Here is a 14,678-nt window from a genome sequence, read left to right as displayed (position 1 = left end):
AAGGGAAAAAATTCTCTGTGAAAGACAGAAAAATTACGATAGAAAATTAGAAATCGGAGGTTATTATGCAGGAGGAAAGATTTCAGACGATAGGAAAATCTCAGATTCGTGTGGACGCATTTGATAAAGTTACAGGACGTGCCAGATATGCAGATGATCTTTCCATGCCCCGTATGCTTTATGCCGGGTGCATTCACAGTATACATCCTCATGCAAAAGTAACCATCGACAAAAGTAAGGCGCTGGCATTAAACGGAGTGGCAGCAGTACTGACCAGAGAAGATTTTCCCAAATCGCAGAGCAATCTGGATTTCTATTACTGTACAGATGAACCGAAATTTATCGGGGATGTGATTGCAGTGGCAGCTGCGGATTCACCGGAACTTCTGGAACAGGCAAAGGCGCTTGTAAAGATTACTTATCAGGATCTTCCGGGAGTTTATACAGTGCAGGAAGCACTGAAAGAAGACAGTCCTCAGGTCAGAGAAAAAGGAGTTGGACTGACAGACGGCATTCCGGATGCATCCAGAAAAGGAAATGTATTTCTGGAGTCTTATAAACCTCTTCGCAAAGGAAATCCAGAAGAAGGATTTGCAAAGTCAGAAGTCATTCTGGAGAGAACTTATGATACACAGCTTGTGGAACATGCCTACATAGAACCGGAATCAGTACTCACCTATTATGATGATGTGAATGGACTTCTTACCATTCGTTCCTGTTCCCAGCAGGGGCATATGCCGAGAGAATTTGTGGCAGATGCACTGAAACTTCCGATGAATAAAGTAAGAGCGATTCAATGTACAGTAGGAGGGTCTTTTGGCGGCAAGTTTGAAATGACGGGTCTGATGTGTGCAAGAGCTGCCTTAGTGACATCCAAAACAGGACGTCCCTGCAAAATAACATATTCCAGAGAAGATTCCATTCTGGAAAGTGCCAAGAGACACCCTTTCCACACAACCATCAAGATTGGTGCAGACAAAAGTGGAAAAATCCTTGCCTATCAGTCCTCTCAGGTGGAAAACTGCGGAGCCTATAACAATCAGGCTCCATGGATGAATATCAGAGCTATGGTTCATTCGGCAGGACCATATAAGATTGACAATATCCGAACGGATACTTATGGAGTTTATACCAATAATCCGACTCCATGTGCGTTTCGCGGATACAGTTCACCTCAGGTGATATTTGGAAATGAGATGATCATGGATGAACTTGCCAGAGAACTGGGGATCAGTATCGTAGAATTAAAGAGAAAAAATCTTCTGGAAAAAGGTTCCCGGACAGCAACCGGGCAGACTTTGATCCATGAAACACTTCTGAAAGATATGATGGAAGACATCATAAAAAATACCGATTACTGTAAAAAAGAACAGGAATATAAAAATCAGACAGGTATCTGGAAAAAAGGAATTTCCCTGGTAACCAGTTACCGGGGAGCCGCATTAGGAGGTGAAGGAGTGGATTCCTCAGGTGCCATGCTGACAGCGCTGCCGGATGGAAGTTTCATTCTGAATGCAGCACTGATGGAAATCGGACAGGGACTCAAAACAGTATATGCACAGATCGCAGCAGAAGCAGCAGGAATTGCTTTTGAAGATATCATGGTAGAATCTGTGGACACCAACAGTATCCCGGACAGTGGACTGACTGTTGCATCCAGAGGAACTGCGCAGGGTGGTCAGTCCGTAAGACTGGCAGGAGAGAAGATGAAGGAAATGCTTCTTGAATCCGGAAGAGTTCTTCTGAAAGCAGGAGATAACGAAGAAGTTATTTTACGAAACAGCAAATGTTATATCAAAGAGCATCCGGAAAAATCCATACCAGTAGCTGACATCTGTATTTACCGGAAATATGCAGGACTTCCACTTGCTACCTATCAGTGGTATATTCCAAGACCGCTGGTCAATAATGAAGCAACCGGTCAGGGCGAAGCTTTTACCACTTATGCTTATGGAGTCAGTGTTGCAGAAGTTGCAGTAAATACAGGAACCGGACAGGTAAAAGTGGAGAAGATCAGTGCTTATCATGATGTGGGAAAGGCACTGAATCCGGAGCTGATCCGCGGACAGATCTATGGCGGGATCATGATGGGAATGGGATTTGGTCTCTGGGAAGAAGTCAAAATGAAAAAAGGAAAAACAGCAGATACCAATTTTGATTCTTACCATATTGCAACAGCAATGGATGTGCCGGATATCAACATCCGTATTTATGAATGCAGCGATCCGGAGGGAACATACGGAGCCAAATGTATTGCGGAAGCTGCAACAGAAATGATCGGAACTGCCGTTTCACTGGCAGTACAGCATGCCATCGGAAAAGTAATTCCCAGTCTTCCGGTTACGATGGAAAAAGTGCTAGAAGCTTTACAGAAATAAACAGATATCTGTCCGTCAGGATTCACTTAAATGTTTCAGCAAAAGAAACGAAAAAAGAGAAAAATACAGGAGGTGAAACAGATGCCAAAGAAAATCATTCATATAATCATAAATGGGACAGAAACAGAAACGATTGCAGATACAGGCCAGAGACTTATTGATCTGCTCCGTGATACCCTGGGACTTACCGGGACGAAAGAAGGCTGTGGAATAGGTGCCTGTGGTGCCTGCACAGTGATCATGGACAATAGAGCAGTAAATTCCTGTCTTGTACCTGCGATAGCAGCAGATGGACATGAGATTCTGACCATAGAGGGGATGATGAAGGATGGAAATCTTCATCCGATACAGGAGGCATTTGTGAAACACCATGCGATCCAATGTGGATTCTGTACCCCGGGCCTGGTCATGAGTGCAAGAGCACTTCTGGATCGAAATCCATCTCCTGACAGAGAAGAAATTAAGAAAGCCATAGAAGGAAACCTGTGCAGATGCACCGGATATGAACAAGTCATAGAAGCAATCCAGGATGTGGCGTCCAAAGGAGGAAACCTATGCAGATAAAAGATTATATCAAAGCAGGATCTCTGACGGAGGCTTATCAGGAATACAAAAAAGGTGACCGCATCCTTTTCGCAGGAGGCACAGACCTGATGGTAAAAGCATCCGGAAAAAAATCCTATAAGGATCTGGCTTTTCTGGATATCAGCGGAATTAAAGAGCTGAAAAAAATAAAAAATGAACCGGCGGAAACCGAAAAAGCGAAAAAATCTGGAGAACCGAATCAGACGGAAATGATAAAAATCGGTTCTGCAGTCACTCTGACAGAGCTTCTGGAAGAACCACAGATCCGAAAAAAGCTGCCTCTTTTATGGAACGCCATTTCTCATGTGGCAAATACGCAGGTGAGAAACCGTGCAACACTGGCCGGCAATCTGGCAAATGCCTGTCCTGCTTCGGACTGTATTCCGGCACTGATGATGCTTCAGGCAAAAGTCAGGATTGGAAACGGGACAGAAGCAAGAACAGTCGAAATCCAGGATATGTTTCAGGACTGTAAAGCCTGCCTTCGACATGAAGGAATGCTGGTTCGGACCTGCTTTTATGCAAATCCGTCAGTAAAGAAACTGACTTTGCAGCCTGGGGAAATCATAGAAGAAATAGAAATTCCGGTACAGACTCCCGGTCAGCAGTCATATTTTTTCAAACTGACGCCGAACAGATCCAGCGATATGGCAACTCTGAATCTGGCAATGACAGGAGAACTGGATGAGCAGGGAAGAATAAAAGAAGTTGATTTCTGTATGGGAGGAGCCTTTCCCAGACCGACCTGTCATAAGGATCTGGAAAAGATTCTTCTTGGAAAAGTACCAGATGAGAAAGATTTTTATAAATATGCAGAAGCGGCCGGAAAACTTCTGGAAGGAGAAGAAAAGCTGCTGGCAGATTATTCTTATAAACGTCAGGCAGTGCCGGGACTGATCAGAGAGGGACTGATGACAATGTTTTTACAAGTGTGCTGACAGAAGCGAAAATGCTTCAGGATATTAATCTGACGTCATATCGGAAGGGAGAATGCTATGAAGATCATAAAGACGGGATGGCTGATCTGTTCATGGAATCATGTCATTAAAAATGGAATTCTTGTGATAAAAGAAAATAAAGTACTGGCAGTACTGTCAGAAGATCAGTGGGAAACAGAGAAAGAGAAATGGACATGTGCAGAAGGGACAGAAATTCTGAATAAACGAAACAGCATTGTATTCCCGGGATTTGTGAATGCGCATATGCATCAATATGGAGTACTTTCTCACGGAATTCCGCAGGCAGGGAAAGTTACAGATTTCAAAACCTTTCTGGAAAATTACTGGTGGCCGTTTATCGAAAACAGAATCAGAAAAAAAGAAGTTCTGATCACGGCGAAGTCTACAATGGCAGAAATGATCCGAAGTGGAATTACTTCTTTCTGTGATATTCTGGAAGCTCCATATACAGAAGAAGATACCCTGATCGCGCAGGGAGAAGTGATCCAGAAAGCAGGAATGAGGGCAATCGTTTCACTGGAAAGCTCCCAGAGAGTCAGCGAGGAAAACGGACAGAACTGTCTGAAACAGAACGTGCAGGCAGTCAGGCATTTTCAGAAAGAACCAGGTTTAGTCAGAGGCGCGATATGCACCCATACAACCTTTACCTGTACAGAAAAATTTATAGAAAAAGCAGCAGAATATGCCAGAGAGAATGACGCAATTTTGCAGTTTCATTTAAATGAAAGCAAATATGAGCCAGAATGGTTAAGAGAACATAAAAGAGAACTCCCGGTCAATATTTATAAAAAGGCAGATGCACTGGGAAGAAATACCATTGCTACTCAGTGTGTTAAAATGAAAGAAGAGGAAATAAAATACCTGAAAGAAACAGAGACACAGGTAGTACATATGCCGGTAAGCAACTGCGAAGTTGGTGGAGGAATTGCTCCGGTTCCATATATGATCGAAAAGGGAATGAAACCTGCGCTTGGAACAGACGGATACGTAAACGACTTTTTTCAGGTGATGCGTCAGGCATTTCTGATTCATAAAGCAGCACTGGAATCAACCGAGACCATGCCGGCAGCACTGGTTTTCCGAATGGCTACGGAGTACGGAGCACAGGTCATGGGACTGAATGATTGTGGAACACTGGAACCGGGAAAGATGGCAGATTTTGTGGTTTACGAAGACCGACAGCCAACTCCGGTAACTTTAGGAAACATTTATGATCAGTTAGTTGTATATGGAGACAGCAGAAGCGTTACAGATGTTATGATCGACGGGAAATGGATCATGAAGGATTCCAGGATCCTTACAATGAAAGAAGAAAAAGTCAGAGAAGAAGTCAGACTGTGTGCTGAAGAGTTCTGGCAGACGATCATACAGGAAGAACGACAGGATAGCGGAAAGGAGAACATATCATGAAAACAGATTTTTTCGGAACGCAACTTCAGTCGCCGGTCATTATTGGTTCCGGTCCATTAAGCTACAGTGCAGACGGTATGATCCGGCTTCATCAGGCGGGAGCAGGAGCAGTTGTAACGAAGACTATTACCAGATATGCGGCAGACAATCCTTACAGACACATGGTTCAATGCGATACCAACACATTGATCAATTGCGAAAAATGGTCAGATTATCCTATGGAACAATGGCTTGATACAGAGATTCCCAAAGCAGTACAGGCAGGTGTAAAATGTATTGCAAGTGTGGGACATACAGTACAGGATTCCAGCCTGTGTGTAGAGAAACTGGAAGAGCTGGGATGTACGGCAATTGAGCTGGTTTCCTACAGGGATGAGACTGTTCTTCCAATGCTGGAGGATACAAAAAAGCGTGTAAAGATTCCTGTAATCGTAAAACTTTCTCCCAACTCTTCTGATCTGATGGGACATGCCAGAAGATGTGAAGAGGCAGGTGCAAATGCATTTACAGCCTGTGATTCTATGGGGCCGACTTTGAAAATTGATATAGAGACAGGACATCCTGTTCTTGGCGGAGCAGATGGTTACGGATGGCTTTCCGGTGCAATGATCCGTCCATTTACATTACAGAAGATATGTGAACTGCGGAAACAGACCAGACTTCCGATCATCGGACTTGGCGGCGTTGCCAAATGGCAGGATGCCATAGAAATGATCATGGCAGGAGCCAATTACATAGGTATATGCAGCGCAGTAATTTTGAAAGGATCGGAATTTATTGGGAAACTTGATAAACAGATAGATACTTATCTGGCGGAACATGGTTATCATAGTCTTGAAGAAATTTCCGGAGTTGTACAGAAATTTCTTCCGGGAAAAGATGAGAAGAAACCTTACCAGATGGGATATGATCTGGAGAAATGTAATCACTGCGGCAGATGCATAAAGGTCTGTCCTTATCATGCAAGGACATTCGGTCCGGACAAGACAATGGTGATCGATGAAAAAGAATGCCGTAAATGCGGCTTATGCGTTTCCATTTGCGGAGGTTTGTCCGTCTGAACAGAACTTCACAGCAGATTGCTGAACAGTTATACAAAAAGATACAAAAAACGAGGTGCAGATTATGTTAGAAAAAGAGAAAGAACAGGAAGTTATTTCATTATGTCAGTCAATGATACAGGCACAGAGTTATTCAGGACATGAAGATCAGGCAGCAAAGATTCTGACAGAATATTTTAAATCCCACGGTTACGATGAAGTCATCACAGATGATTATGGAAATGTAATCGGACATATCAGAGGAAAACAGCCAGGACCGAAAGTTCTTTTTGACGGACATATGGATACTGTACCTGTAACAAATGAAGCAGAATGGCCATATCCGCCATTTGGTGCAGAAATCCATGATGGTAAAATCTACGGCAGAGGAACCAGTGACATGAAGGGTGCGCTCTCTGCCATGGCGTGTGCAGGTGCCACTTTTGCAGAAAAAACAGATAAAAATTTTGCAGGAGACATTTATGTGGCAGGCGTGGTTCATGAAGAATGCTTCGAAGGCGTAGCTGCCAGAAGTATCAGTAAACTGGTAAAACCGGATTACGTTATTATCGGAGAGGCTTCCAATCTGAACATCAAGATCGGACAGAGAGGAAGAGCGGAGATCGTAGTGGAAACATTCGGAAAACCTGCACATTCTGCAAACCCGGAAAAGGGAATCAATGCCGTTTACAAAATGGCAAAGGTCATTGAAGAAATCCGTAAACTGGAGCCGACTTTCCATCCTGTACTTGGCAAAGGAATCCTGGAGCTGACAGACATCAAATCCAGTCCTTATCCTGGAGCATCTGTAGTGCCGGAATACTGCCGTGCTACTTATGACAGACGTCTTCTGACCGGTGAAACAAAAGAAAGTGTGTTGAAACCATTACAGGAACTCTGTGAAAGAATGGAAGCAGAAGATCCACAGCTGAAAGTAAAAGTCAGCTATGCAACAGGAAAAGAAACCTGCTATACAGGAAATAAGATCACAGGAGAACGATTCTTCCCTGGATGGTTATATGATGAGAAAGAAAGCTTTGTACAGGATGTTTATCAGGAGCTTACTGCCAACGGATACCAGCCGGAGATCACACAGTATAACTTCTGTACAAATGGAAGCCATTACGCAGGAGAAGCAGGGATCAAAACACTGGGAATCGGACCGTCCAGAGAGAATCTTGCACATACAGTAGGCGAATACATCGAAATCGATCAGCTTACCAAAGTAACAGACTGCTATGGATATGTAATGAAAGCATTATTAAAATAACAATAAAAAGAATGGATGAGAATTATGGAGCAGAAACAGAACTTTACAGTCATAGGCAAAGGAAAGCCCATTGACGATGCACAACTGAAAGTAACAGGAAGAAAGCAGTATGTAGCGGATATGAAGCTGCCGCAGATGCTCTATGGCAAAATTCTGTTCAGCTCCGTGGCTCATGGAAAGATCAAAAGTATCGATACTTCTCAGGCAGAGAAATATCCGGGTGTCCATGCAGTCGCAACTTACCTGAATACCACAGATAAAACCTATAACAGTGCCAAGCGCTTCATCGAGCAGCAGGTATTGTGCAATGAGAAAATCTTCTCAGATACGGTACGTTTTGTAGGTGACAGGATTGCAGCAGTTGCAGCAGAATCAGAAAGTATTGCAGAGGCAGCCCTGAAGCTGATCAAGGTGGAATACGAACCACTTCCGGTGATCACAGATATAGAAAGTGCCATAAAAGAAGATGCTTATCCGATTCATCCCGGAGGAAATATTGCAGCCAGAATGGAAGTCAAATGCGGAGATGTGGAAACAGCATTCGAAAATTCTGATTATGTGATCGAAGGAAAATATACAACTCCGGCAATCCATCATACAGCAATCGAGCCACATGCAGTGATCGCAGACTGGGATGCACAGGATAAACTTACCGTATACAGCTGCAATCAGAACTGCTTTGCATTTCGTGTGATCCTGTCAGATATTTTTGGACTTTCCTATAATAAGATCCGGGTGGTTTCTCCTGCGATAGGCGGTGCTTTTGGAGGAAAGCTGGAAGTTACCATTGAGCCTGTAGCAGCAGTATTAAGTCAGATGTGCGGACGTCCTGTAAAAATAGTGCTGACAAGAAAAGAGACCATGATGGCTACCAGGGTGAGACATGGATCTCTGAACCTTGTAAGAACCGGATTTGATAAAGACGGCAGGATACGTGCCATGGAATTTACGATTTATACCAACACCGGGGCATATGCATCCAGTGCCATGAATGTGGCAGGGGCGCTTACACACAAGGTATTTATGGCATACAAAATTCCGGATATGAAGATCACGGCAATTCCGGTATACACAAACACAGAGATTTCCGGTGCCATGAGAGGTTATGGATCACCGCAGGTTTACTTCGGAATGCAGAGACAGATTAATGAGATCGCAAGGATTTTAAAGAAAGATCCGGCAGAGATTCAGCGATTAAATATGGTAGATCCGGACAGCCTGAATCCGGTATCAAACACACCGCTGGGAAATCCCAGAGCAAAGGACTGTCTGGAAAAAGCTTTGAAACTGGCTTCCTATCCAGAAGCTTTACAGCGACAGCAGGAAAGCAAAAAGCAGAACGGACGTTACGTCAGAGGTGTTGGAATTGCACTTGGGGTACATGGAAATAACTGCTTTGGAGCGCACAGAGACAACACCAGCCCAATGCTGAGAATGAACGAAGACGGTTCCTGCCTGCTGTATACAGGTTCTCATGATATGGGGACAGATACCGTAGGAATGCAGAAACAGATCATTTCAGAAATTCTTGGAATCACCTGGGATAAGATCGGTGTGATCACATCCGATACCGATGCCTGTCTCTGGCACATTGGAGATTACTCCAGCCGAGGTACTTTTGTAGTAGGAGCCGCAGCCAGACTGGTAGCGGAAAAAATGAAAAAAGAACTGCAAAAAGAAGTGGCAGGACTGTTAAATGCAAGTCCGGAAGATATTTCATTTGGAGAGAATCTGGCATGGAGCGAGAAACAACCTGAGCAAAAAGTTTCCCTCAAAGAAGTGATGATCTATTGCCAGAGTGTAAGCCACCGGGAGCTGTGCATTCACGAAACTTATGAGGCTGTCCGTGGAGCCTGCTCTTACGGGGTACATATTGCAGAAATCGAGGCAGATAAAGAGACAGGTCAGGTAAAGATTTTGGAATACACAGCCGTCCATGATGTGGGATTTATCATTAATCCACTGATGATCGAGGCACAGCTTGAAGGTGCAATTCAGATGGGTCTTGGTTATGCCATATCAGAAGAAATGACATGGGATAAAAATGGAAACCCTTTTCCACTGGTCTTGAAAAAATATGGTGTTCTCAGAGCTGACCAGATGCCACCGAAGATCAATACAGGATTTATCGCTGACAAAGGAGGCGAACCGGGAGGACCTTACGGGGCAAAGGCCCTCGGGGAATGTCCGATCGTTCCAGCAGGACCGGCAGTGGTAAACGCCATCTGCAATGCGCTGGATATTGACCTTCGTGATCTTCCGGCAACACCGGACAGAGTACTGGAAGCACTGAAAAATAAACGATGACAGAAAAGAAAGGGGAGAAGATATTATGATCAAAATACTTGGAATCTGCGGAAGCCCCCGCAGAAAATCAGCCTATACAGCATTAAAAACAGCACTGGAGGCAGCAGAAAAATCCGGAGAAGAAGTACAGACAGAACTGGTAGAACTCCGTGGAAAAAAGATGAATTTATGTATTCACTGTAATCAGTGTCTGCGAAAAAAAGCGGATCACTGCACGGTATTTGAAGATGATATGACACCTTTATATGAGAAATTTTATAATGCAGACGGTATCATTATTGCTTCTCCTGTTTATGAAATGAATGTAACAGCACAGACAGCAGTATTTATGGACAGATTCCGCTCTGCCTGGTTAAAAGGCGTGGAATATCCGGAGTTTTTTATCCGCAAAGTAGGCGCCGGAATTACAGTGGGAGGAACCAGAAATGGCGGTCAGGAAATGACAATGAATGCTATTAATAACTTCTTTATTACACAGGGAATGACCCTCTGCCCGGCAGGAAATGGAATGTATACCGGAGCAATGCTGTGGAATCCGGGAGACGGATCTACACCGATGGATGATCCTCACGGGATGGAAAACGCAGCGGTAATTGGAAAAAAAGTGGCAATTATGGCCAGGATTATGAAGGAAGCAAACTTATGGAATCTGTAGAATTAAAAATAAACGGAAGGATATATCCTTTACAGATAGAGAAAAACTGGACTTTACTTTTTGTACTGCGGGAAGTGCTTGGACTTACAGGAACAAAATGCGGATGTGGAACCAATGACTGTGGAGCCTGTCGTGTGATCGTAGACGGTACGGCAAAAAACAGCTGTTGTCTCATAGCGAGAAAACTGGAAGGATGCGAGATAGAAACAATCGAAGGTCTGGCAAGAGGAAATGAACTACACCCGATCCAGAAGGCTTATATTGAAGCGGGTGCTGTACAATGTGGCTTCTGTACTCCGGGAATGATCATGTCTACGAAAGCACTGCTGGATGCAAATCCTGATCCGACAGAAGCAGAGATCCGCGAGGCATTGTCTCATAATCTTTGTCGTTGCACTGGTTATGTAAAAATTGTGGAAGCTGTAAAACTGGCAGCAAAGTGGATGAGAGAGGAGGCATTAAAACAGGTATGACAGAGAAAGAAAATAAAGTACTTGGACATGGAACACCTGTTGCAGATGCTGTGTTGAAAGTGACAGGAAAGCTGCGTTATGTAGGGGATATGAAACTTCCGGGAATGCTGTACGGAAAGATTCTTTTCAGTCCTTATCCTCATGCCCGTATCGTATCCATTGACCTGTCAGAGGCAGAGAAACTTCCGGGTGTTTATGCGGCTGTCTGTTATAAAGATGCACCCGAACAACGCTATAATGGAAACGGAGAAGATTCTGATATCCTCTCAAGTGAGCGTGTTTTTGATAATAAGGTGCGCTATGTGGGAGATAAAGTAGCAGCAGTTGCTGCAATCAGTGAAGAAATTGCTGCAAAGGCATTGAAGCTGATCCATGTGGAATACGAAGAACTGCCTTTTTATCTGGATCCGGAAGAAGCGGCGAAAGAAGAGGCCTGTCCCATTCATGAACATGGAAATATCCTGGAAGAAGTAGACTTAAGCTGTGGAAATCTGGAAGAAGGATTTGCACAGGCAGATGAAATTTATGAAGATGTATTTGAAGTTCCGGCAATTCATCATGCGCCTATGGAACCACATGTATCTTTATGTGATTATGATATGGACGGAAAACTTACTGTCTATACACCATCTCAGGATGTATTTGGACAGAGAAAAAATCTGGCAAAGATTTTTCATATGCCAATGAATAAGGTACGGGTATTAAGTCCTGCAATGGGAGGTGGATTTGGCGGAAAGATTGACCTGGTGACAGAGCCGGTATGCGCGCTCCTTGCTATGAAAACCGGACATCCCGTGAAGATCGTTTATACCAGAAGAGAGGATATCCAGTCAGGAACTACCCGACATGCAGAAAGGATTTATGTCCGGACAGGAGTAAAAAAAGACGGACATATTACAGCCTGTGATTATAAAGTTTATCTCAGTGCAGGGGCACAGACAGGAGCTACCATGAGCGTTGCCTGGGCGGCGGGTGGAAAATTTTTCAAGATATTTTCTATCCCGAATATGCATTATCATGCAATTCCTGTTTACACCAATCGTTCCATTGCGGGAGCTATGAGAGGGTTCGGATCTCCACAGCTCTTTTTTGCGTTAAATAACCAGTTTAACCAGATTGCCAATAGACTTGGAATGGATTTCTGTACATTTGAAAAGATGAATATGCATGATCCAAAGACCTGCGATCAGAATGGAGAAAAGCTTGGAAATCTGCGGATCAAAGACTGTGTGGAAGAAGGAAAACGCCTGTTTGAATGGGAAGAAGCTGTGCAGGAACAGAAAAGATCAGCAAAAGAAAACGGAAGATACCGGATCGGTGTGGGGATGGCAGCAGCTCCTCACGGAAGCAGCCTTTTTGGAATCATGCCGGATACCTGTGGTGTCATGCTGAAAATGAATGAGGACGGTTCCGCTACCATGTTTACCGGAGTCAGCGATATGGGAAACGGCTCCAACACCACTCAGCTTATGCTGGTTTCAGAGATAACAGGAATCTCCATGGACCGCATAGCATGTGTAAAAACAGATACAGAGACCACATTGTTTGACGTAGGTGCCTATGCAAGCCGTGGCACTTATGTAGGTGGAAATGCAGCGTTAAAAGCAGCCGTAGAAATGCAGAAAAAGATCATGACAGAGGCAAAAGAGCTTCTGGAAATTCCGGAGGACAGAATAGAACTGGGTGATAATAAAGCCTGGGAATCAGGAAACGAAGAACATTTTGTAACCATGGAACAGATCGCACAGCATGCTCATGAAAAGGAAAGAGACATAGCAGTTACTTCTGTTTTTGGAACAAAGGCAGCACCAATCTCAGGCGGGGTTCATTTTGCAAAAGTAAGAGTAGATATGGAAACCGGAGAGGTAAAAGTTCTTAACTATACGGCTGTGCATGATGTAGGAGCTGTGCTGAATCCCTTGAGTCTGGAAGGTCAGGTACATGGTGGAATCATGATGGGACTTGGATATGCACTGTCAGAAGGAATTCAGCTGAATGAAAAAGGAGAAGTAAAAGGAAAAAATCTAAGAGACTGTCATCTGTTTCATGCAGACCAGATGCCGGAAATACAGGTAAAATTTCTGGACAGTTATGAGAAAACAGGTCCCTGTGGAGCCAAGAGTGTGGGAGAATGTGCCACAGTTCCAAGTGCAGCAGCTGTGTGCAATGCAGTAAGCAATGCTACAGGAATATATTTTCACAAACTGCCGATAAGAAAGGAAGATATTTTATGTCAGAACAGGCAATTATAAATGCAAAGATCGTAACCCCGGATGAAATATTCCGGGGCTGTGTTATTTATGATGATCATACTGGAAAAATTAAAGCAGTACAGAAAGAACTGCCGTCAGATTTTCCACAGGAAAATGTCACGGACGCCGAAGAGTCCTGGGTAGTTCCGGGAGGGTTTGACGCGCATGTACATTTGGGAGGATTTGGAGAAATCCTGATAGAAGACGATTTTTATACGGGTTCTCTTGGGGCACTTGCAGGAGGAACAACTACAGTTATTGATTTCTGCGAATCAGAGAAAGGTGAATCACCGTCACATTGCATAGAAAAAAGAATGCAGGAAGCTAAAGCTTCGGCAGTGGACTATGCGTTTCATTTTGTGATCACCAGGGACTATGAAAGACAGTTAGAAGAATTACAGAAAATCCTGGATTACGGGATCACAGATTTCAAACTGTTCACAGTATATGACAATACAGACCTTACCATGAAGGAAATAGAGTATGTGATAAAAGAACTATACGGGAAGATTCCGGATAAAAACAAAATCACTTTTCTGGTACATGCAGAAGAAAAAGATATTATAGAGAAGCAGAAGAAACAGGTAAAAAATCCTTCAGATATGTCCATGCTGGCGTTTACCAGACCGGATATTTCTGAAAGAAAAGCAGTAGAACAATTGCAGAAAATTGCAGAGAATACAGGTGTAAATCTTTGCATCGCCCATACATCTGCCGGAGCAACCGTTGCCTTGCAGTCAGAGCAGAGAACAGCCGGTAAACATACGGAAGGATTTCTTCTGGAAACCTGTCCCCATTATCTGGAATTTACAGATGAGAAACTGGAAGGAAAACAGGGGGCATTGTATACAATGACTCCTCCTTTGCGAAAACAGCAGGATGTGGAACAATTGTGGAGAGGAATCCTGAATGGAAAGATAGATATTTTTTCTACAGATCATTGCCCGTATTCAAAATATGACAAATATGGAAAAACCTATGAGACAGTGCCCTGCGGTGTAGATGGAATTCAGACAAGGATGCTGTATCTTTTCTCAGAAGGTGTGAAGAAAAGAGGACTGTCTATGAAGAGATTTGTAGAACTTACATCGGAAAATGCGGCCAGATTTTATCACAGATTTCCGCAGAAGGGATGCATCCAGCCGGGAAGCGATGCAGATCTTGTACTGATCACAGAAAGAGAAAATACGGAAATTCATGTGGAAAACAGAAAAAGTAATCTGGATTATACCATTTATGAAGGGAAACAGCTGGAAGGAAAAATTCAGATGGTAATCAAGTCTGGACAAACAGTATATAAGAATGGTAAGCTGAATGCAGAAAAAGGTTCCGGGAAATATCTTGGATAA

At 43.6% G+C, this 14,678-nt stretch carries 11 protein-coding genes; all 11 read left to right on the top strand.

The genetic code is table 11. The annotated features are described in order from the left end of the window. The first annotated feature begins 65 nt into the window (after positions 1–65). Positions 66–2,378, top strand: coding sequence for a xanthine dehydrogenase family protein molybdopterin-binding subunit (locus LJE12_RS02940; protein WP_227292057.1), 2,313 nt, complete (start codon positions 66–68; stop codon positions 2,376–2,378). Positions 2,379–2,459: 81 nt separating this feature from the next. Beyond that, positions 2,460–2,942: a (2Fe-2S)-binding protein gene (locus tag LJE12_RS02935; protein WP_227292056.1), complete on the top strand. Its 483-nt coding sequence runs from the start codon at positions 2,460–2,462 to the stop codon at positions 2,940–2,942. Beyond that, a complete protein-coding gene (locus LJE12_RS02930) occupies positions 2,933–3,901 on the top strand; it encodes an FAD binding domain-containing protein (RefSeq protein ID WP_227292054.1) in 969 nt (322 codons plus the stop codon). Before LJE12_RS02935 ends, LJE12_RS02930 begins: the two co-directional genes overlap by 10 nt. Before the next feature lie 57 nt (positions 3,902–3,958). Further along, positions 3,959–5,332 (top strand): amidohydrolase family protein, encoded by a 1,374-nt coding sequence (locus LJE12_RS02925; RefSeq protein WP_227292052.1) that lies wholly within the window; start codon positions 3,959–3,961, stop codon positions 5,330–5,332. Next, complete coding sequence (locus LJE12_RS02920) at positions 5,329–6,393, top strand: 4Fe-4S binding protein (RefSeq protein WP_227292050.1); 1,065 nt, start codon at positions 5,329–5,331, stop codon at positions 6,391–6,393. The genes LJE12_RS02925 and LJE12_RS02920 overlap by 4 nt, the downstream gene beginning before the upstream one ends. 64 nt (positions 6,394–6,457) lie before the next feature. After that, positions 6,458–7,642: a YgeY family selenium metabolism-linked hydrolase gene (locus LJE12_RS02915; RefSeq protein WP_227292049.1), complete on the top strand. Its 1,185-nt coding sequence runs from the start codon at positions 6,458–6,460 to the stop codon at positions 7,640–7,642. Between the two features lie 24 nt (positions 7,643–7,666). Further along, positions 7,667–9,949 carry a xanthine dehydrogenase family protein molybdopterin-binding subunit gene (locus LJE12_RS02910; RefSeq protein WP_227292048.1) on the top strand — a complete coding sequence of 761 codons (2,283 nt, stop codon included), beginning with the start codon at positions 7,667–7,669 and terminating at the stop codon, positions 9,947–9,949. Positions 9,950–9,974: 25 nt separating this feature from the next. Next, positions 9,975–10,604, top strand: a complete 630-nt coding sequence (locus LJE12_RS02905; protein ID WP_227292047.1) for a flavodoxin family protein — start codon at positions 9,975–9,977, stop codon at positions 10,602–10,604. Further along, positions 10,592–11,077, top strand: a complete 486-nt coding sequence (locus LJE12_RS02900) for a (2Fe-2S)-binding protein (RefSeq protein WP_227292046.1) — start codon at positions 10,592–10,594, stop codon at positions 11,075–11,077. The genes LJE12_RS02905 and LJE12_RS02900 overlap by 13 nt, the downstream gene beginning before the upstream one ends. After that, positions 11,074–13,329, top strand: a complete 2,256-nt coding sequence (locus LJE12_RS02895; protein ID WP_227292045.1) for a xanthine dehydrogenase family protein molybdopterin-binding subunit — start codon at positions 11,074–11,076, stop codon at positions 13,327–13,329. The genes LJE12_RS02900 and LJE12_RS02895 overlap by 4 nt, the downstream gene beginning before the upstream one ends. Continuing rightward, positions 13,308–14,678, top strand: coding sequence for an amidohydrolase family protein (locus LJE12_RS02890; RefSeq protein WP_227292044.1), 1,371 nt, complete (start codon positions 13,308–13,310; stop codon positions 14,676–14,678). Before LJE12_RS02895 ends, LJE12_RS02890 begins: the two co-directional genes overlap by 22 nt.

Source organism: Blautia sp. DFI.6.71 (genome assembly GCF_020593585.1).
Taxonomy (GTDB): domain Bacteria; phylum Bacillota; class Clostridia; order Lachnospirales; family Lachnospiraceae; genus Blautia_A; species Blautia_A wexlerae.
The sequence above is the reverse complement of the archived record's forward strand: the minus strand, read 5'-3'. Positions and strand labels throughout refer to the sequence as shown.